The 18,748-nt window shown below is 40.7% G+C and carries 22 protein-coding genes and 2 pseudogenes; 13 read left to right on the top strand and 11 right to left on the bottom strand.

All coding sequences use genetic code 11. The annotated features are described in order from the left end of the window. Positions 1-16 precede the first annotated feature (16 nt). The 11 genes and pseudogenes from G633_RS0102200 (at position 17) to G633_RS0102160 (ending at position 9,198) form a co-directional block, all read left to right on the top strand. Entirely contained in the window at positions 17-652 is a 636-nt protein-coding gene (locus tag G633_RS0102200; protein ID WP_196804213.1) for an AAA family ATPase, read from the top strand. 218 nt (positions 653-870) lie between these two features. Then, positions 871-1,455 (top strand): DUF6033 family protein, encoded by a 585-nt coding sequence (locus G633_RS0102195; protein WP_026518935.1) that lies wholly within the window; start codon positions 871-873, stop codon positions 1,453-1,455. Between the two features lie 215 nt (positions 1,456-1,670). Next, positions 1,671-2,291, top strand: a complete 621-nt coding sequence (gene dhaL / locus G633_RS0102190) for a dihydroxyacetone kinase subunit DhaL (protein ID WP_022767149.1) — start codon at positions 1,671-1,673, stop codon at positions 2,289-2,291. Between the two features lie 3 nt (positions 2,292-2,294). After that, positions 2,295-2,690, top strand: coding sequence for a dihydroxyacetone kinase phosphoryl donor subunit DhaM (gene dhaM, locus G633_RS0102185; RefSeq protein ID WP_026518934.1), 396 nt, complete (start codon positions 2,295-2,297; stop codon positions 2,688-2,690). Positions 2,691-2,707: 17 nt separating this feature from the next. Beyond that, the gene (gene dhaK / locus G633_RS0102180; protein ID WP_026518933.1) at positions 2,708-3,703 is read left to right on the top strand and encodes a dihydroxyacetone kinase subunit DhaK; all 996 of its coding nucleotides are present in this window, start codon (positions 2,708-2,710) and stop codon (positions 3,701-3,703) included. Positions 3,704-3,955: 252 nt separating this feature from the next. Further along, on the top strand, positions 3,956-6,154 hold the full coding sequence (locus G633_RS19025; protein ID WP_051199854.1) for an alpha-amylase family glycosyl hydrolase: 2,199 nt from the start codon (positions 3,956-3,958) through the stop codon (positions 6,152-6,154). Between the two features lie 12 nt (positions 6,155-6,166). Beyond that, positions 6,167-6,265: pseudogene (locus G633_RS20465) on the top strand (hypothetical protein); the annotation flags it as partial. Positions 6,266-6,430: 165 nt separating this feature from the next. Next, positions 6,431-6,604: pseudogene (locus G633_RS20340) on the top strand (starch-binding protein); the annotation flags it as partial. A 6-nt stretch (positions 6,605-6,610) separates the two neighbouring features. After that, positions 6,611-7,369: a starch-binding protein gene (locus tag G633_RS19020; RefSeq protein WP_330363324.1), complete on the top strand. Its 759-nt coding sequence runs from the start codon at positions 6,611-6,613 to the stop codon at positions 7,367-7,369. 125 nt (positions 7,370-7,494) lie between these two features. After that, entirely contained in the window at positions 7,495-8,334 is an 840-nt protein-coding gene (locus tag G633_RS0102165; protein ID WP_026518931.1) for a CPBP family intramembrane glutamic endopeptidase, read from the top strand. 27 nt (positions 8,335-8,361) lie between these two features. Continuing rightward, complete coding sequence (locus tag G633_RS0102160; RefSeq protein WP_026518930.1) at positions 8,362-9,198, top strand: CPBP family intramembrane glutamic endopeptidase; 837 nt, start codon at positions 8,362-8,364, stop codon at positions 9,196-9,198. An 81-nt stretch (positions 9,199-9,279) separates the two neighbouring features. Here G633_RS0102160 and G633_RS0102155 read toward each other — a convergent pair whose 3' ends face one another. After that, positions 9,280-10,404 (bottom strand): D-alanyl-D-alanine carboxypeptidase family protein, encoded by a 1,125-nt coding sequence (locus tag G633_RS0102155; protein ID WP_026518929.1) that lies wholly within the window; start codon positions 10,402-10,404, stop codon positions 9,280-9,282. A 132-nt stretch (positions 10,405-10,536) separates the two neighbouring features. Between G633_RS0102155 and G633_RS0102150 the strand changes: the two genes are divergently transcribed. Then, on the top strand, positions 10,537-11,613 hold the full coding sequence (locus G633_RS0102150; protein ID WP_022767156.1) for a tyrosine-type recombinase/integrase: 1,077 nt from the start codon (positions 10,537-10,539) through the stop codon (positions 11,611-11,613). 4 nt (positions 11,614-11,617) lie between these two features. Here the strand turns inward: G633_RS0102150 and G633_RS0102145 are convergent, their stop codons facing one another. Both G633_RS0102145 and G633_RS19015 read right to left on the bottom strand, forming a co-directional pair. Beyond that, entirely contained in the window at positions 11,618-13,141 is a 1,524-nt protein-coding gene (locus G633_RS0102145; protein WP_026518928.1) for a DHH family phosphoesterase, read from the bottom strand. Positions 13,142-13,198: 57 nt separating this feature from the next. After that, complete coding sequence (locus tag G633_RS19015; RefSeq protein ID WP_051199853.1) at positions 13,199-13,618, bottom strand: LysM peptidoglycan-binding domain-containing protein; 420 nt, start codon at positions 13,616-13,618, stop codon at positions 13,199-13,201. A 175-nt stretch (positions 13,619-13,793) separates the two neighbouring features. Here G633_RS19015 and lexA point away from each other — a divergent pair, with 175 nt between their 5' ends. Beyond that, positions 13,794-14,411, top strand: a complete 618-nt coding sequence (gene lexA / locus G633_RS0102135; protein WP_026518927.1) for a transcriptional repressor LexA — start codon at positions 13,794-13,796, stop codon at positions 14,409-14,411. A 56-nt stretch (positions 14,412-14,467) separates the two neighbouring features. On the opposite strand, the gene rsfS is transcribed toward lexA, so the two are convergent. From rsfS to rplU, 8 genes are all read right to left on the bottom strand, one after another. Next, entirely contained in the window at positions 14,468-14,830 is a 363-nt protein-coding gene (gene rsfS, locus G633_RS0102130; protein WP_022763914.1) for a ribosome silencing factor, read from the bottom strand. Between the two features lie 14 nt (positions 14,831-14,844). Then, the gene (gene yqeK / locus G633_RS0102125; protein WP_022767161.1) at positions 14,845-15,426 is read right to left on the bottom strand and encodes a bis(5'-nucleosyl)-tetraphosphatase (symmetrical) YqeK; all 582 of its coding nucleotides are present in this window, start codon (positions 15,424-15,426) and stop codon (positions 14,845-14,847) included. Then, positions 15,423-16,031, bottom strand: a complete 609-nt coding sequence (gene nadD / locus G633_RS0102120) for a nicotinate-nucleotide adenylyltransferase (protein WP_022767162.1) — start codon at positions 16,029-16,031, stop codon at positions 15,423-15,425. Before nadD ends, yqeK begins: the two co-directional genes overlap by 4 nt. Positions 16,032-16,063: 32 nt before the next feature. Then, complete coding sequence (yhbY, locus tag G633_RS0102115; protein WP_026518925.1) at positions 16,064-16,375, bottom strand: ribosome assembly RNA-binding protein YhbY; 312 nt, start codon at positions 16,373-16,375, stop codon at positions 16,064-16,066. Next, on the bottom strand, positions 16,375-17,724 hold the full coding sequence (gene obgE, locus G633_RS0102110; protein WP_026518924.1) for a GTPase ObgE: 1,350 nt from the start codon (positions 17,722-17,724) through the stop codon (positions 16,375-16,377). The genes yhbY and obgE overlap by 1 nt, the downstream gene beginning before the upstream one ends. Positions 17,725-17,797: 73 nt before the next feature. Further along, positions 17,798-18,085, bottom strand: a complete 288-nt coding sequence (gene rpmA, locus G633_RS0102105) for a 50S ribosomal protein L27 (RefSeq protein ID WP_022767165.1) — start codon at positions 18,083-18,085, stop codon at positions 17,798-17,800. Between the two features lie 3 nt (positions 18,086-18,088). Beyond that, positions 18,089-18,418 carry a ribosomal-processing cysteine protease Prp gene (locus tag G633_RS0102100; protein ID WP_026518923.1) on the bottom strand — a complete coding sequence of 110 codons (330 nt, stop codon included), beginning with the start codon at positions 18,416-18,418 and terminating at the stop codon, positions 18,089-18,091. A gap of 20 nt (positions 18,419-18,438) precedes the next feature. After that, the gene (rplU, locus tag G633_RS0102095) at positions 18,439-18,747 is read right to left on the bottom strand and encodes a 50S ribosomal protein L21 (protein ID WP_026518922.1); all 309 of its coding nucleotides are present in this window, start codon (positions 18,745-18,747) and stop codon (positions 18,439-18,441) included. Between the last annotated feature and the right edge of the window lies 1 nt (position 18,748).

The raw sequence follows: 18,748 nt of genomic DNA, 5'->3' as shown, positions 1-18,748 counted from the left end.
GAAGGAGCATCTGCGTATGAATACAATTATTACAATCGGCCGTCAGTTCGGCTCAGGGGGAAGAGAAATCGGAGAAAAGCTTGCAGAGCATTTCGGGATAAAATGCTATGACAAGGAGCTTTTAAGCAGAGCAGCCAAAGAGAGCGGATTCTGCGAGGAAATGATCCAGAATCACGACGAAAGGCCAACAAATTCATTTTTATATAATCTGGTTATGGACACCTATTCATTTGGCTACAATGCATCAAGCTTTGTAGATATGCCCATAAGCCACAAGGTATTTCTTGCTCAGTTTGATACCATCAAAAAAATTGCTGATGAAGGCCCATGTGTAATTGTCGGCAGATGTGCCGATTATGCGCTGGCTGATTACGATAATGTCTTAAATCTTTTTATCCATGGCAACGAAGAGTGCAAGATCAAGAGATTAAAAGAGCGCTTTGATGACATCACAACAGATGACAAGGCAAGAGAAATGATGAATAAGAAGGACAAACAGCGTCAGAGCTACTACAATTACTACTCATCCAAGAAGTGGGGTAGAGCCGACAGCTATGACCTTTGCATCAACTCCAGTATTCTCGGTATTGATGGCACAGTTAAGTTCATCATCCAGTACATAGAAGATGTTGAGAATTCAAAAAAGGCATAAGAACTTTTTTTTGAAATTTTACTTCCGGAAGACTTTATGTTTTCCGGAAGTTTGTTTCATTTTGGGGCAAATTTAATACATATTTAATAATATTTTCAATAACATGATGATACACTGAGCCTAACAAAGAATAAGGGTAACTGTACCCTGCTAAAAGAGGAACCAATTTACTCCATCCGCAGAATGGAATCTGCGTGTATCTTTCAAGGAGGAAGCATATGGCTAACAACATAGGAGGTAGTATCGGCCAGCTCTTTCGCGGAAATGATCCGGGAAATATAAAGACTGGTAAGGTAGCGGGAAAAGTTAACACGTCGTCCAAGGCAGGTAATGGTGGAAAGCTACAGAAAGCAGCAAATCCTTTTGGTGAGAGTGCCAAGGTAGAACTTTCACCTGAGGTTGAGATGTACGGCAAGGTAGTAGATCTTTTGCAAAAGAAATACGATAATGCCGATGTTTTCGTGGCAGGACCCGGGGATGATTTATCACAGATTGGCGGAGATTTAGAATACAGCATTATCCTCTCAGAGGATGAAATGAAACTCCTTGCTTCAGATGATCCAAAGGATAAAGAAGCTAAGGACAAACTCATGGGTCAGATAGATGACGCTATGAAGACCATATCAGACATGAGCGATAAGATCGGTGGAAGTACCGATGAGCAGGATGAAATCTCAAATTTCGGCATCAGAACGGATAAAAACGGGGTAATGAATTTCTTTGCGGACATCAATGGTGGTTCGTTCAAAGCAGATACCGTAGATGACCTGATCAAGAACTTTATGGCTTCGAAGGCCAAATAATAAGAGAAGTCTGTCAGCATATCTGGCAGGCTTCTTTTTTGTGCTTATTTTTAATCAAGAGAAACAATAGATTGTAAATAAGATACAAAGGATATTTCAAAATTGTTTAAACAATTAGCCAATTTACACACATTATGTATGGAAATTCCGTACCATTTTGTTATAATATACTAAGCAAGGCTTTTACAATAACATATCGGGAGGACAAATTGCATATGTCTACTAGAATCTATGAATGCCTAAAGTGTATCGGAGAAAAGATTATTGAAAACAAGGATTTTTTGACCGACCTGGACAGAGAGATCGGCGATGCTGACCACGGTGTAAACATGGCAAGAGGTTTTACATCAGTTATTGAAAAAGTTGCTCAGGACGATCCGGACATCGGAGCAGCACTTAAAAAGACAGGAATGACACTTCTGTCAACAGTTGGCGGAGCTTCAGGTCCTTTATACGGAACAGCATATATGGAAGCTGCAAAAGTGCTTGCAGGAAAAGATTCTCTTTCTGCAGAAGATTTTAAGCTTGCCCTGGAAGCTGCTATTGCAGGTATTCAGAAGAGAGGAAAAGCTGAAAAAGGTGAAAAGACCATGCTTGATTCCTTAATTCCTGCACTGGATGCATATTCAGCCAAGATTGCAGAAGGCGGAAGCCTTTCAGACGGACTCGATGAAGCATGTAAGGCAGCAAATGAAGGTATAGAGTTCACTAAGACCATTGCTGCAACAAAGGGACGTGCAAGCTATCTGGGCGATAGAAGTATCGGTCATCAGGATCCTGGCGCTACATCAGCAACTATGACACTTGAAGTTATCAGAGATTTTATTAAGGGGTAAGCCATGGTAGGACTTGTTTTAGTATCACATAGCAGAAAGATTGCTGACGGAATAAAGGACTTAACCGATCAGATTGCATCAGGTCATAAGGGAATCATCGCAGCCGGCGGAATGGAGGATGGCGAGATAGGTACTGATGCTGTCAGGATATCAGAGGCCATTAAGGCAGCAAACGACGGTGACGGAGTAGTTCTTTTAGCCGATCTCGGAAGTGGAATCATGAGCGCGGAGACAGCTATTGAGCTCCTTGACGGAGAAGGTATAGATGTTAAACTTGCCGATGCTCCGATTGTAGAAGGAGCTATCGCAGCAGCTGTTACAGCTGCATGCGGTCAGAATATGGACGCAGTTATTGCAGCCGCCGAGCAGACGCGGACTGTAAAAAAAATAAATTCATAATTTAAGGAGGCAGGGACATGAAGAAACTAATCAATGGGGTTGACAATGTAGTTGACGAGATGCTGGATGGTATGATAGCAGCTTATCCTCAGTACCTTAAGAGACTTGATGGATTTGATGTTGTTGTAAGAGCCGGCGGATCAGACGGCAAGGTTGCTCTTGTTTCCGGTGGAGGAAGCGGACATGAGCCGGCACACGGAGGCTACGTTGGAAAAGGTATGCTTGACGGCGCTATTGCTGGCGCAGTTTTCACATCACCTACTCCTGACCAGATCTTTGAAGCTATCAAAGCCGCTAACGGCGGAAAAGGCGTACTTCTTGTAATCAAGAACTATACCGGTGACGTTATGAACTTCGAGATGGCTGCCGACATGGCAAGAGATGAAGGAATCGAAGTAGATCAGGTTATCACCGCTGATGACGTAGCAGTTGAGAACAGTACCTGGACAACCGGTAGAAGAGGAATCGCAGGAACAATCTTTGTTCACAAGCTCGCAGGCGCATGCGCTGAAGCAGGCGGAAGCCTTGCTGATGTTAAGGCAGTTGCTGAGAAGGTTATCGCTAATGTTCGTTCAATGGGTATGGCTGTTGATGCCTGCACAGTTCCTGCAGCAGGAAAGCCAAGCTTTGACCTTGCAGAGGATGAGGTTGAGATCGGTATCGGTATCCATGGTGAGCCCGGCACACATCGTGAGAAGATCAGCCCTGTTAATGACATCGTAGATAAACTCCTTGGCAAGATCCTGGCTGAAGGTATCTACAATGCAGGCGATGAAGTAGCAGTTATGGTTAACGGAATGGGCGGAACACCTCTTATGGAGCTGTTCGTAGCTAATAAGCACATTGCAGATGAGCTTGCTAAGAAGAATATCAAGGTTTATAAAACTCTTGTAGGAAACTACATGACATCTCTTGATATGGAAGGCTTCTCAATCACACTACTCAAGGTTGATGATGAGCTCAAGAAACTCCTTGATGCTCCTGCAGATACACCTGCATTTGTCCAGGCATAAATTGTATATTTTCAAAAGGCTCTGTCACATTGTGGCAGAGTCTTTTTTTGCCAAAAATTTTGCAAGGTAAACGTTTAACCTAAAATATAGCAAATTAACCATTTTTACTAAGCATAATTAATAACAGCTCTTTAAAAGATTCGATATTTATACACAATTGACAGTAAAAGGGGACAAAAAATATAATTATCTTGTTGGGAGTTAATCGATTAACAGTACTAGCAAAAAACTTTAATCAAATTAGGAGGTGTCATGAAAAAGAGTAAGTTGTGGCTAAGGAGTTTGGCTGCTGCAGGCCTTAGTATGTCTGTATTTTTGAGCACTTTGGGAAGTGTTCCTGTTGCAGCTACAGAGGTAACTGCAATTGAAAATACTGTAGAAAACGATGATCAGATTAATACTGATGATCAGAGTACAGTAGATTCAGACGAAGCAGTAAAAAAAGATGTTAATGAAGTTAAAGAAGAAGTAAAAAAAGACACAGAAGAAGTTGAAGAAGTTGAAGAACTTGAAGAAACTGAAGAAGAGAAAGTTGAAGAAGTAGAAGAAACTTCAGAAGATGATGTGACTTCTGAAATCAAAGCGCAGGCATTTACAGTAACAGCTGCAGACGAAACAGTTACTACACATCGTGCTTCAAGAGATCCAAGGCCATCAGATAATGCTTCAGTAAATAGAAGCAACATTCACGACGGCGCTATTCTCCAGGCATTTTGCTGGAGTTTTAACACAATTGCAGATAATATGGCTGATATTGCTGATGCAGGTTATACAGCAGTTCAGACATCACCTATAAATGAATGTCTTGATACCAACCCCGGTATGAACCTCCATGGTCCCGACGGAATGTGGTATTACCATTATCAGCCTACAGACTGGGTAATCGGTAACTATCAGCTCGGAACAAGAGATGAATTCAAGCATATGTGCGATGTTGCAGACGAATATGGCATCGCAGTTATCGTAGATATTCTTCCAAACCACACAACACCTTCTATGGGTAATGTATCCGAGGATCTGATCAATGCAGCAGGCGGAAAAGATGCTCTTTATCATACAACAGGTATGATTGGTGGCGGATATTCAGACAGACTCGAGCTTACATATTATGCTATGGGTGGACTTCCAGATGTAGATACAGAGAATATCAGCTTCCAGGAATACTTCTATGAGTTCTTAAAGGACTGTGTATATCTTGGTGCCGACGGATTCAGAATTGATACAGCTAAGCATATTTCACTTCCTGATGATCCGGTACCATCAGATTATGCAGATGCTGATAGAAATACATTCTATCCAAATATGAGAGAAGCTCTTAATGAGTATTCAACAGAAGTTGGTACAAAGAGCTATGATGAGCTTTTCGTTTACGGTGAAGTTCTCCAGGGTGCAAGCGACAGACTTCCTGCATATCAGGAGTATATTGGCGGAACAACAGCAAGTAACTATGGTTCAAGCCTTCGTTCAGCTCTTGCAAGCGGTAATCTTTCCGTTAACAAGATCACAGACTATCAGATTGGCAATGAGACTGTAAATGGCAGAACATATGAAGCAGACGAAGAGAAGCTTATCACATGGGTTGAGTCACACGACAACTACATGAATGACTCAGAGAGCTGCTGGAAATCTATAAATGATGAGCAGCTTATACTTGGATGGTCATTTATCGGTGCAAGAAAAGCAGGAACACCTCTTTTCTTCTCAAGACCTGATGGAAGTTCACAGGATAACCCATATGGTAACAACATGATGGGAGCAGCAGGTAGCGATATTTATAAGGCTCCTGAAGTAAAGGCGGTAAATCTTTTCCGTAGACAGATGCTTGACGCTGATGAGTACATCTCCAATCCCGGCGGAAACATTCAGACTGTAATGGTAGAAAGAAAAGGCGATGATGTGCAGGGCGCTGTAATCATCAACAGTGGACTTGCAAGAACAACTATCAATGCAGAGACCGTTCTTGAAGATGGTACTTATACAAACATGGTTGAGGGAAGTGATGATATCTTCCTTGTAAAAGACGGCGTTATCTACGGAAGCGTTGATGCAAGATCCGTAGCAGTTCTTTCAGATAAGCAGGAAGGAACAGGAACAATCGTTTCTTTCTACAATTCAGAGAATTGGGATACTGTAGTAGCAAATGCAAACGGCGAGAAGCTTTCAACAGTAAACGATAACGATGGATGGTACTGGGCAACAGTACTTGATGATGAGTTTGAGGTTACTTTCGAAAACAGCGACGGAAGCAAGACTTCACCTGTTTATAAGGTTTCTGCTTCAACAGGAACATTTGCAACATATGAGTCGGATAAGCTCTACTTCAGCAAGGAAGAGGCTGAAGAAGCTATAGGAATCCATACATATCCTGTATACTTCTTTGGAACAGAAGGCTGGGCAAATGTTAACGTATACGGATGGCTTTCAGACGGCGCACAGCTCTTTGGCGGATGACCCGGAAAAGCAGCTGTAAATGAAGGTGAAGGCTGGTGGAGAGCTGACGTAAAAGTTAAGGGCGATATAGACTCTTTTAACGTAATATTCAATGATGGTGGCAGCAAGCAGACCGTAAATATTGAGAATATCACACCTTCAAGCAAGGATATTTATGTAGCACCTGATGCTGAGAAATCAAGCGGACAGGTTGTAGTAAACAGATTTACCACAAAAGAAGCAGCAGAAGAGGCAGTTGGTGTATCAGGAAACTTCACAACAGCATACTTCTACAACACCCAGGGATGGGAAACAGTTTGTGCATACACCTGGGGTGCAACATCTCTCGGAGAATGGCCCGGCACAGAGATGACTCAGGAAGAAGATGGCTGGTACAAAATTGTACTTAATGCAGGTGCAAGTGAAGACCTCAACATCATCTTTAACAACGGCAATAACGGTAAGCAGACCAGTGATATGAAGATCACTGATATGAAGTACAGATTCTTCTTACACAATGGAATCAGCTTCCAGAAATACGGCTCCAAGAAGGATGCACTTGCAGCAATTGCAACAGGAGAAGACGTTAGCTACACAACAGTTTACTTCTACAATGAGCAGGCAAAAGATGAAGCTTGGGAGAATGTAGCCCTTTACATCTACGGCGGCGAAAACGGAGAGTACAACAACCTCATTGGCGGATGGCCCGGAAAAAGCATGGATCGCGAGGAAGGTACAAACTGGTACAGCGTAGAAGTTCCTACAAAGGCTATTGAGACAGGTACACTTACTTACATCTTTAACAATAACGGTGCCGGTTCTCAGCTTGCAGATAACAAGAACATCACAGTTGAAAAGAGCTTCTTTACAAGCAGCTCAACAGACTCTTTTGAGAGCAAAGAAGACGTACTTAAGTTCCTTGGAATCGAAGTGGTTGAACCTGAAGATCCAACAAATCCTGACGATCCAGGACAGGTAGAGCCTGAAGATCCTACAAATCCCGACGATCCAGGACAGGTAGAGCCTGAAGATCCTACAAATCCCGACGATCCGGGACAGGTTGAACCTACAGATCCTACTGAGCCCACACAGCCAGAAGAGCCTACTCAGCCCGAGAAACCTGTAGTAATAATTCCTATCGCTAAGATTATTGCACCTGTTGTTAAGGTTGTTAAAACAGTTGTAAAAGCTGTTGTATCTGTAGCAGCTAGTATCTTAAAGAGATTATTCTGGTAATTAAAACATATAAATCCCTATATTGTTTAAGTAAAAGGCACTCCCGGTAAGTTTGAGAGTGCCTTTTATTTTGATATAATATATTTGTAAATATGTACATTTTTTTCATTCAGGAGGAACTCCCAATGGCAAGAAAACATACCATTTTAGATCATCCAATTATTGGATATTTTATTCTTTTAGTCTTTGTTTTGGTTTTCTCATCTATTGGCGCAGACCTTATAGATAAACCACTCTCAAACATTATACCGGGTTATGCAAAAGAAATGTCCGGATTGGGTTCTACTGTGACATCTGCGTCCGGTATCGGAGCCGCTATATTTGTTATTTTAGCAGTAATTATATTTACACTTTGGTTCAGGCCTGACTTCAAAGGCATTCTTGGCTGGAAAGGCTTTTTGTGGGGCATTGTGGTCATGCTTCCTTTCCTTATTGCTGATTATATTGGTGCAGCTATTGATCTTCATACATTTGGATTTGGAAATGTGCTTGTTGCGTTTTTATCCGCACTTTCACCCGGATTTACAGAGGAAGCAGCATTCAGAGGACTTGGTGTGGCTAACTACATGAGAAATATCAAGTCCGAGAAGCAGATTAAACATATATTCTGGTTGTCGACATTATTGTTTGCCGGCATACATATAACCAATATCTTTTCGGACGCAAATCTTGTGGCTGGTATTTTTCAGCTAATATATTGTGTCGGAGTTGGCGCAATTTTGGGTGCGGTATATTTGCGTACTGCTAATCTATGGGTTGTAATGATCGCGCATTTTACACTGGATTTTGCCGGGCTTATTAACGGTTACTATTCTTCATCAGGTGGTCTTTCGACACAGCTTGTTGCCAGCGACTGGGTTAATCTTGTGGCATCTGCGATCGGAATAGTAACTTCACTTATCCTATTATCGCCGAAGAACTATCCGCAGATCATGGAACTTTGGAAAGAGAAGTGGAGACAATAATTTTATTATCAGAGTAGGAGAATAAGAATGCTTAAAAAGTATATTGAATTTTTGAAAAAATCTCCGATTATAACGGCTGCGCTCTGCATAGTATACGTGGTTGTGTGTTTCAAGACGGTATATACAGAGACAAATTTTCAGTTTTTTATAGTAAGAACCATGCTTTGCGGAGCTGTGTGCTTTTTCCTGTACCAGATATCAGGAGATAAGACCCTGACGTCAAGTTATGTTTCAACAGGATATGTCATCAAGAATTCTATAGGGTTTCTTTTGATGTCACTTATAATGGGTACAGTATTGATGATCTCCAATATAGAAGAACAGGTCCCATTGAAAGACAACCCGGTATTGGAATTTATCATCGTATTTCTTATGTTCATTTCCGTGGGACTTTTTGAGGAACTGGCTTTCAGAGCAGTTATAAACGATGCAATAATCTATAAGTTCAGGGAAAAGAAATATGTTTTTGCCCTTAGTGCAGTAGTATCTTCATTAGTATTTGGGGCAGCTCATATTATCGGAGAATTTGATGCCACATCCGCTATAGCATGGGGGCAGGCTATAGCCAAGACATTGGAATCAGGCGTTTTCGGACTAGCCCTTCTTATTCTGTATTGGAAAACCAGAAATATATGGGCCTGTGGTGTCACACATGGATTGTTTGACTTTTTTGCAGGTTATACAGAAGGTCTTTTTGTTCCAGTGAAAAACTCCGGTTCATCGTATATTAATACCGGTGAAGACGGAGTTCGAATCCTTATTACATACTTTGCAATCGCTGCAATAAATGTAGTCCTTACGTTTATCGTATGGAAAAAGGTTGGGAAGACTATTGATTTTGAAAAAATAAGGCGTGAGTGGTGATGGGCAACTATTCGCAAAACACAGGTTTTATGAATAGTTAATACATGATTTCGCCTAAATCAGCCTAAATCAGCTCCTAAATCAGCTGGTATACGTCTTATAGATATCTACCTGGTCATAGATGCATCTCCATGAGCTCCATGCATCTGCTGTTACACAGATATAATGGCTTCCGTCATTGGATATCTGATAACTTGCTCCGCAACATCCTGACTGATTTACAAAGCCTGTTTTTGCACCGACAACATCACCGTTTGTATCTTTATCCTCAATTCTTCTAAGGAACCAGTTGGAAATCTGAAGTCCTTCAGGATGCTGTAATGTTGGTGATGTTAAATATGTTCTTGCATTTAAGATTTCATGACACAGACTGTTTTCCTCAGCAGCCTTTAATATCATGGCCATATCCATCAATGTACAGTAATGATCTTCGTTATAAACGCCTACACAATTGGTAAAATGAGCTGTATCAGAAAGGCCAAGTTCCTTAAGTTTATCATTCATAAGATCCACAAAAGCTTCCTGGCTGCCGGCAATATATTCTGCAAGACACATTGCTGCATCGGCTCCGGACGGAAGGATTGTTCCGTACAAAAGATCTCTGATCGGAATTTCCTCGCCAACTTCGAATCCAACTGCACTACAATCGTTCTTGAATACGTAATCTCCTATTTCCTGAGTCATTGTGAAATGATTGTCAATGTCGTCGAGATGTTCAACAGCAACAAGAAGCGTCAAAATCTTAGTCATGGATGCAGGATTTATGCGGACATTTCCATCCCTGGAAGCTACAACCTTACCTGTATCAAGGTTTATAAGTAGTCCGTATGAACTCTGTACCTCTTCGCTGGCAATATATGCGGTATTCTCATCCTGTTCGATCACATAGCCATCAAAAAAGTTCGCAGAATCGTCTGATTTAAGAAGATACTCATTCTCCTCTTCTATTTCCACATCCTCTACGACCGTATCAATTATTGTGACTTCTTCTGTGGAACTATCCTCGACTATCTCAGCTTGTTGAGGCTTTGAAGACTTATGAGTTACCTTAACGATAATAAAAATGCTGGTTCCGATAAGTGCTAAGAATATTGCTGTCAGCATGCTAAGATGCAGAATTATTTCTTTTTGACGCCTTTTTCTATATTCAGCTGCGGTCAATCTCTGACCGTCTTTTCTTCTGTAATTTGCCCTAGAATTTCCCAAAACTTTTTTCCACCCAAAATAGAAATGTACAGGCTATATATTACCATTTTTGCCATGCCTTCATCAATATAAAAAAGCCACAATATTTGGTGCGTTATTTTAGGTAGAATCAATTAGTGGTATAATTGACCTATGCAAAACAATAGAAAAGATGAAAAATACTATAACGAACAGGATAAATTAAACACTATCAGGATGCGAGAAGTCTTAGATACCCTTCCCAGGTTCTGCAGACAGTATTTCAGAGGTATCGAGCAGAGAACCTCCGCCAGAACCAGACTTGGATACGCCTATGATCTTCGCATCTTTTTTGAGTTCCTAAAAAACAACAATCCGTCTCTTTCAAAAACACCTATTCCTGAATTCTCACTGGAGATCCTTAACAGAGTTTCTCGTGAAGACCTCGAGGAATATATGGAGTATCTCTCACTTTATGAGAAGGATGAAAAAGAGCTTTCTAACACCGAACAGGGTAAAAAGAGAAAAATGTCTGCCCTTCGTTCCATGTTTACATATTTTTATAAGAGCGAGCTTATAGAACGCAATACAGCTGAGCTTGTTGATATGCCCAAGCTCCATGAGCATGAAATCATCAGACTTGAGCCAAATGAGGTAGCCATATTATTGGATCAGGTTGAAGCCGGTGAAAAACTCACCAAATCACAGCAGAAATACCATGAAAAGACCAAGCTCAGAGATCTTGCAATGTTAACTCTGCTTCTTGGAACCGGTATTCGTGTTTCTGAGTGTGTTGGAATTGATATTGACGATATTGACTACGATAATAACGGTCTTAGTATTCATAGAAAAGGTGGTTATAACACAACCATCTATTTTCCTGACGAAGTAAGAACTGCTCTTCTCGATTATTATGAGCAGCGAAAGCTCATTCCGGCCTGCGAAGGAAGTGAAAAAGCGTTTTTCTTATCACTTCAGAACAAGCGCATAACTGTAAGAGCAGTTGAAAATCTTGTTAAGAAATATGCCAGAAATGTTACTACTCTCAAAAAAATAACTCCCCATAAACTGAGGAGTACTTTTGGTACAAACTTGTACAGAGAATCCGGAGATATATATCTGGTTGCTGATGTACTTGGTCACAAGGACGTTAATACAACCAGAAAGCATTACGCAGCCCAGGAAGACGAAAACAGACGCAGAGCTGCCCGAATGGTTAAGCTAAGAGAAAATAAAGATAATCCTGACTAAATCTCTAGGCATTTGCATAAGTCTTTCTGAAAAGAGATTTCTCAACTATAAAAATGTCATGTGGATCATCTACGCTGACAGCTATATAATCGCCTTTTTTACCCACCATGTATGTTTCTGATTCCCAATATGGAAACAGCTTGGTGGTTTTTTCTAACTTCCGGGCATAGACATTCATCTCACCTGTCGAGATGCATCCCTTTGCATCGGGAACAAGCGGATATATCTTGCCGTTATCCGCATCCTTAATTGTAGGCGTGTAATCCAGATTGAGCTTGAATCTCTTGCCTGTAGTTGTATATGCGCTTTCAAATTTCTCTTCAGATATAGCGGTAACATCTCCGCCTATACCTATTATCAATACGGTATTGTCCTTGATCTGCACGTTAACATCGCCCTTAAGTGTTCGAACTATGGCCATATTGCCTGAAGGTACATGCTTCTGAGGGCGTACATATCCAACAACCAATGGACTCTTTACATACTTGGTCATACTGGCTGTATCAAGTTTAGCTTTTTTGGCGTAGATGATCTCTGAGTTCTCAAAATAATCATTCATACGATCTTTGATGATATTTGAAATTGAATATTTCGCAGAATCATCATCTATTTCTATGAATTCAGGATAAACTTTCTTGATCAGTTCGTTTTTAAGAAGTCCGCCGGCTTTCTCGGTGTGTCCGCCGCCGGAACCAATTCTTGCAGAAAGAAATGCTGCAAGTTCATCAGCTCTGGTCTCGGGAACGCAGCTTCTGATTGAGAACTTTGTTCCAAAGTTAAGTACCGTATAAACTATACATACATCAATTGTATCTACAGCTACAATAAAGTCTCCAATAAGGCCTAATATATTAGGATCACAAGGTTCGCTTCTAAGAATCGCATAGTGATTGTCCTTGTGATATTCAACGCCAAGCATTGCTACTCCGGCGATTCTTGCCTCTTTGAGTGTCAGGTTCATATTTTTAAGGCGAAGAATAAGGGCCTTATCATAATCCAGTGAATCGATCATATCTCGATCCAGAGGATGTGACATCTCAGAGAAAGCATTGGTATCAGAATAAAGTCCATAATAAAGAGCTGTTGAGACTTTTTTGTCCAACAGTTTATCTTCATCTTCAATCTTTAACAAATTCCAGATTACAGTACAGGAGCTTCCAAGATTACTTCTTACTTCATTGATCTTGGGAAGATTTCCGGATACCTGGTGGTGATCGATAACAGCGATTTCTTTTGCACTAAACTTACGTACATTGCCTTCACCATATTGGCAATCCGTCATTAAAAGAAGTTCAGGCTTTGTCTTTAAATTCTGAACATATTCGATAGGAATGCGCAATTTCTTAATCAGATAGACAAGATTACTCTTGCTTATCTCAAAATTACCTGAATAAATAAATCTGACTTTCTTGTGATACGCTTGAAAATATCTGTACAGAACATATCCTGAACAGATAGCATCTGCATCAGGATTGTCATGACACTGTATAACTATTGAATTATACTTTAATAGACTTGATAATTTCATAACGTTTCCCCTTGATACTATATTATATCAAGAGAAAGCATAAAGCTATAATAATTATTATTTAAATTCAGCTGAATAATACGGTACTACAATATCTTCTCCTGCATTAATTGTGTCAGGGTCTGAAATTGCATTTATCGTACAGATCTCACCTATATACTCATTAATATTGTCATAATTATCTTCCGAGAAATTGGCATTTGCAATGTTCCAGAGAGTCTCATCACTGTGTACGGTCACAGTCTTGTAATACTTAAATGATGGTTCGTATTCATCTGACTGAGCTGATGACATAACTGTTGTTCCGATAAAAGCAAAAAGAAATATAACAAAAGCAATTGTAAGGCCAAGAAGGAAATACTGTCTTCTTACTATTCTCTGACGTCTGATCTTGTTCTGCTGAATTCTGATCTCGCTAACACTGTTATATCTTGGGTTGTTATAAAGACTTGCTGCTGCTCTCATTGCCTCGCTCATATCTCCACCTCATCAAAAAACCAAACACATGTTACGAACAATTGTTCTGATATAAATATATCGAACATATTTTCTGTTGTCAATACTTTTTCGAACATATTTTCCGAACAAACATTTGCTTTAGCAAAAAAGCTGTGCTATACTTAATTCAGAAAATACGTCAGGAGGAGCCATTATGCCAAAAGGAAAAATTTCACCCAAGCAGCAGGAAATTCTTGAGTATATCAAAGAGCAGACTCTTTCAAGAGGTTTCCCACCGGCTGTACGTGATATATGTAAGGCAGTTAATCTTAAATCTACATCTTCCGTACACTCTCATCTTGAGACACTTGAGAAGAACGGATATATCAGAAGAGATCCAACCAAGCCTCGTGCTATTGAGATCTGTGATGATGGCTTTAATATGGTCAGATCCGAGATTGTCAGCATACCGGTAGTCGGACAGGTAGCTGCCGGAACTCCTATTCTGGCCGAGGAGAACATCGATTCCTACATTCCTATCCCTGCAGAAATGTGTCCCAAAGGCGCAGATGCCTTTATTCTTAATGTTAAGGGTGATTCAATGATAAATGCAGGTATTTACAACGGGGACAAACTCTTTGTCCAGGTTTGCAACACTGCCAAGAACGGCGACCAGGTAGTTGCCTTAATTGACGATTCAGCCACCGTTAAGACCTATTACAAGGAAAAAGACCACATCAGACTTCAGCCTGAGAACGACACCATGGATCCGATAATTGTAGATGACTGCAAGATCCTCGGCAAGGTATTCGGCGTAATGAGATTCTACTAAATACAAAAATTAAGGGCAGACAAAATTTTGTCTGCCCTTTTTACGCATTATTTGACTTATTTAAGATCAGCAGTATCAATCTGCTTGCCGTCTCTCCAGATTCTCTCAAGATCGTAGAAAAGTCTGTTCTCGCTGTCAAAGACATGAACTACGATATCTCCGAAATCAAGAAGGATCCAGTTTGCTCCCTCATAGCCTTCTACATTCTTGGTCATGTAGCCTGCTCTTCCGAGCTTTTCCTGAACGTTATCAGCAAGGGCCTGAACCTGGTTTCTGTTGGTTCCGGCAGCGATAATGAAGAAATCGCCGAGAGTTGAAATCTCGCTTATATCAATTACGCGAATATCCTCGCCCTTTCTGTCTTCAAGAGCATCAACCGCCATAGCGGCCATTTTCTTTGAAACTTCAATATCTGACATGTAAACCTCTTTCTTTATTTGTAGAATTTTTTATAGAATTCATAGGCGTTCATAGTCGCCTCATCAACTTCTTTTCCGATTGTCTTAAGATAGATCACGGAATCATGCAGAATATGTGCAAGGCACTTGTCGAGATCCGTAAATGCCTCTTTTCTTATCTCAGCCATATTTTCAAGCGGTCTTCTGTTTGGCTCAATAAAGTCGGCGATATATACGATCTTCTCAAGAAGAGTCATATCCTCTCTTCCTGTGGTATGCCATCTTATGGCACCAAGAATCTCGGGATCATAGACATCGTATTTTGTTCTGGCCAGATACATACCGACTTTTGCATGTAAAAGAGAATGGTTCTTTCTCTCTACTTCTGTTATCTCGATATCATTCTTTTCACAGATCTTGATCTGTTCTTCATGAGTCATACACTTGGCACAGTCATGAAGATATCCTGCGATAAGCGCTTTCTCAATATCGGCTCCGTACAAAAAGGCCATATTGGCAGCTGTATATGCCACTCCCAGGGTATGGTCAAATCTGTCGGGTTTAAGTTCATTTTCAAGCTGCTTGCGCAGTTTCTGAGACACTTCGATTATCTTCATCTGTATAATCCCTTTATGCACATAAATTCAATACACTCATCAGGTAAAAGATATCTTACAGATCTTCCTGTCTTAACACGCTGTCTTATGTCTGTTGAGGAAATATCAATTCTGTTAAAGGTCATTATCCTGATATCCGCACCGAATCTTGTATTAAGCTCACGTCTCTTTCTGTCGAGAGCAGGAAGATCGTCCTCTTCTCTGACTGCCGCAAGAATTACGCAGGATTTCAAGAGCTCATCTGCCTTATACCAGGAATCAATACCGATTATTGAATCTCCGCCGAGAATAAGATAAAGTTCATCGCCGGGATACATAAGCTTAAGCTCATTGATGGTATCAATGGTATATGTGCCTTCAGGCTTATCAATTTCAAGTCTTGAGCAGGTAAAATACGGGTTATCCGCAATTGCCATTTTGACCATTTGATAACGGGTATCGCCGCTTGAAATCTCAGTCCTGTTCTTTAAATGAGCCAGATTGTTTGGCATAAAGATTATTCTGTCCAGAGAAAACTGCTCTCTGGCAGACTCTCCAAGAAGAAGGTGTCCATTGTGAATAGGATCAAATGTACCGCCCAGTATACCAATCTTTCTGCATTCCATATTAGTGCCTCCAACATGGTATATTTTTGAGTTTACTCAGCCTTTTTAGTCTTAGGAAGGATTATCTTCGGATCATCCTTAAAAGGTTTATATAATACAAATTTTCTTCCGATCACCTGAACAAGGTCAGATCTTGTTCTCTCAGCAACAGTGTTTGCAACTTCCTTAACATCTGCAAGGCAGTTCTTAAGCACTGTGATCTTAACGAGCTCATGAGTGTTAAAGGTCTCTGCAATTGCGCTGGTGATCTCAGGTGTTACAGTGGCTTTTCCAATTTGGAAAACCGGCTCAAGGTCAGCTGCAAGTCCCTTTAAATAAGCTCTTTGTTTACTTGTTAATGTCATTATTCTTCATCCTCATCTATTGTCTCATCATCTGCAGGTACTGTGTCTGCATTTCTGTAGTACTCAAAACTGTAGCCATACATTCTTACAGTATCGCCTTCCTGAATGTGAAGGCTCTCAAGCTGATCAAGAATTCCTGTATCTGCAAGGAATTTCTGGAAGAACGCAAAGCCCTTCTCAGATTCAAGGTTTGTATAGCCAAGCATTTTCTCAATCTTAGGACCTTCAATAACATATTCAGCCTCATCCTGATCGTAGTAAACAGAAAATGCCTCATCAGCTTCTGTAGCCATTTCTTCAGGGAAGAATTCCTGTTCGAAGGTAATAGGCTTGTCCTCAATCTCAGAAAGGGTCCTACTTACATAGTATAACAGTTCCTTGATACCTTTTCCAGTTAGTGTGGAGGTTGCAAACACTTTTACACCGAGAGGTTCGTACTTCTCTTTGATCTTTTTTATGATCTCAGCATCCTCACCCTCAGGAAGCATATCTACCTTATTAGCTGCAATAACCTGGATTTTCTTGGTTATATCTGCATTGTAGTTCTTAAGCTCATTGTTAATAGCTTCCAAATCCTCAAGAGGATCTCTGCCTTCTGTTGAAGCTGCATCAACAACATGGATCATCATTCTGGTTCGCTCGATATGTCTTAAGAACTCATGTCCAAGTCCTGCGCCTTCTGAAGCCCCCTCAATAAGTCCGGGAATATCTGCAACAACAAAGCCCTTAGCACCATCAAGATCTACAACACCCAGCATTGGAGTAAGCGTTGTGAAGTGATAATTGGCAATCTTGGGCTTAGCGTTTGAAACCTTCGAAAGGAAGGTTGATTTTCCAACATTTGGAAATCCAACAAGGCCTACATCAGCGATCACCTTAAGCTCAAGTAAAACCTCAAGCTCTATTGCAGGCTGACCGGGCTGTGCATACTTAGGCGCCTGCATGGTTGAGGTAGCATAGTGCATGTTACCGTTTCCGCCTTTTCCGCCCTTTAGGATCACAGCTTCTCTGTTATCACCGCTCATATCTGCGATTACTTTACCGCTAGTTGCTTCTTTTATAACAGTTCCTTCTGGAACCTTTATGATAAGGTCAGCGCCATTTTTTCCATGGCAGCGCCTTTTATTTCCGTTTTCACCGTTTTCAGCTTTATACTTGCCGCCGTAATGGAAGTCTGAGAGCGTGTTTATTCCTTCATCCACTTTAAAGATGATGTCTCCGCCCTTTCCGCCGTCTCCTCCATCAGGACCGCCGTTAGGAACGTATTTCTCCCTTCTGAAAGAGATATGTCCGTCTCCGCCTTTTCCGCTCTGTATAAAGATTTTAGCTTTATCTACAAATACTGGCATATTAGTACCTCAAAATACAACTAGTTAAAAATAGGCTTCAAACAAAAAGTTTGAAGCCTGTCTTTTGCAAAAATTACTTATTCTCTACAGCATAAACGCTGGCCTGTTTCTTATCCTTGCCCTTGCGCTCGAATCTAAGAACACCATCAACAAGTGCAAATAATGTGTCATCGCTACCGATCCCAACATTAACACCAGGATGAATGTGTGTTCCACGCTGTCTGTATAAAATATTTCCGGCCTTCACGAATTGTCCATCAGCTCTTTTTGCTCCAAGTCTCTTGGATTCTGAATCTCTACCGTTCTTGGTTGATCCAACACCCTTCTTATGAGCAAAAAATTGAAGGTTCATATTCATCATGACTTATTCCCTCCTAAATTTAATGTTCAAAAATTTCTTACCATACTGTTCGTATATACTGGTGACACCGAGCTCGAAGGATCTCATCAAAAGATCTGCTTCCTTGGAAGGAATATCCTCAAACTCTAATCTCAATATACCTTTTTCTTCATTCTGGCTGGTCAATATCTTATCATCCGTGAACTTCTCAACAGAATTGATAGTATTGATCGTCAGTACCGAGATTGCAGCACATACAATATCTTCACCGTATTCAGCAAATCCTGCATGTCCGTTGCATTCAATCCATTTGTAACTGCCATCTGAAGCTTTCGTAATTGTAATAGTCGTCATCTGTATATTGTCAGCTTAAATTACATTGTGATCTTGTCGATCTTAACAGTTGTGAATGGCTGTCTGTGACCGTTCTTCTTGTGATAGCCAGTCTTTCTCTTGTACTTGTAAACAACAACCTTCTTAGCACGTCCCTGCTCTACAACTGTTGCGCTAACCTTAGCTGTGCTAACATCGCCTGCAACCTTGAGTGTATTGTCGTCGCTTACTGCAATAACATTATCAAATGTTACTTCTTTTCCAGGCTCTACATCAAGCTTCTCTACCTTGATCTCATCGCCCTCGGAAACTTTGTACTGCTTACCACCAGTTACAATAATTGCGTACATA

The organism is Butyrivibrio sp. FCS006 (genome assembly GCF_000424525.1).
GTDB lineage: Bacteria > Bacillota > Clostridia > Lachnospirales > Lachnospiraceae > Butyrivibrio.
The sequence above is the reverse complement of the archived record's forward strand: the minus strand, read 5'-3'. Positions and strand labels throughout refer to the sequence as shown.

Bases quoted from the DNA above. Each gene is read 5' to 3' on its own strand.
- G633_RS0102200 (WP_196804213.1), top strand. From the start codon at position 17: ATGAATACAATTATTACAATCGGCCGTCAGTTCGGCTCAGGGGGAAGA.
- G633_RS0102195 (WP_026518935.1), top strand. From the start codon at position 871: ATGGCTAACAACATAGGAGGTAGTATCGGCCAGCTCTTTCGCGGAAAT.
- dhaL (WP_022767149.1), top strand. From the start codon at position 1,671: ATGTCTACTAGAATCTATGAATGCCTAAAGTGTATCGGAGAAAAGATT.
- dhaM (WP_026518934.1), top strand. From the start codon at position 2,295: ATGGTAGGACTTGTTTTAGTATCACATAGCAGAAAGATTGCTGACGGA.
- dhaK (WP_026518933.1), top strand. From the start codon at position 2,708: ATGAAGAAACTAATCAATGGGGTTGACAATGTAGTTGACGAGATGCTG.
- G633_RS19025 (WP_051199854.1), top strand. From the start codon at position 3,956: ATGAAAAAGAGTAAGTTGTGGCTAAGGAGTTTGGCTGCTGCAGGCCTT.
- G633_RS19020 (WP_330363324.1), top strand. From the start codon at position 6,611: ATGAAGATCACTGATATGAAGTACAGATTCTTCTTACACAATGGAATC.
- G633_RS0102165 (WP_026518931.1), top strand. From the start codon at position 7,495: ATGGCAAGAAAACATACCATTTTAGATCATCCAATTATTGGATATTTT.
- G633_RS0102160 (WP_026518930.1), top strand. From the start codon at position 8,362: ATGCTTAAAAAGTATATTGAATTTTTGAAAAAATCTCCGATTATAACG.
- G633_RS0102150 (WP_022767156.1), top strand. From the start codon at position 10,537: ATGCAAAACAATAGAAAAGATGAAAAATACTATAACGAACAGGATAAA.
- G633_RS0102145 (WP_026518928.1), bottom strand. From the start codon at position 13,141: ATGAAATTATCAAGTCTATTAAAGTATAATTCAATAGTTATACAGTGT.
- G633_RS19015 (WP_051199853.1), bottom strand. From the start codon at position 13,618: ATGAGCGAGGCAATGAGAGCAGCAGCAAGTCTTTATAACAACCCAAGA.
- lexA (WP_026518927.1), top strand. From the start codon at position 13,794: ATGCCAAAAGGAAAAATTTCACCCAAGCAGCAGGAAATTCTTGAGTAT.
- rsfS (WP_022763914.1), bottom strand. From the start codon at position 14,830: ATGTCAGATATTGAAGTTTCAAAGAAAATGGCCGCTATGGCGGTTGAT.
- yqeK (WP_022767161.1), bottom strand. From the start codon at position 15,426: ATGAAGATAATCGAAGTGTCTCAGAAACTGCGCAAGCAGCTTGAAAAT.
- nadD (WP_022767162.1), bottom strand. From the start codon at position 16,031: ATGGAATGCAGAAAGATTGGTATACTGGGCGGTACATTTGATCCTATT.
- yhbY (WP_026518925.1), bottom strand. From the start codon at position 16,375: ATGACATTAACAAGTAAACAAAGAGCTTATTTAAAGGGACTTGCAGCT.
- obgE (WP_026518924.1), bottom strand. From the start codon at position 17,724: ATGCCAGTATTTGTAGATAAAGCTAAAATCTTTATACAGAGCGGAAAA.
- rpmA (WP_022767165.1), bottom strand. From the start codon at position 18,085: ATGATGAATATGAACCTTCAATTTTTTGCTCATAAGAAGGGTGTTGGA.
- G633_RS0102100 (WP_026518923.1), bottom strand. From the start codon at position 18,418: ATGACGACTATTACAATTACGAAAGCTTCAGATGGCAGTTACAAATGG.
- rplU (WP_026518922.1), bottom strand. From the start codon at position 18,747: ATGTACGCAATTATTGTAACTGGTGGTAAGCAGTACAAAGTTTCCGAG.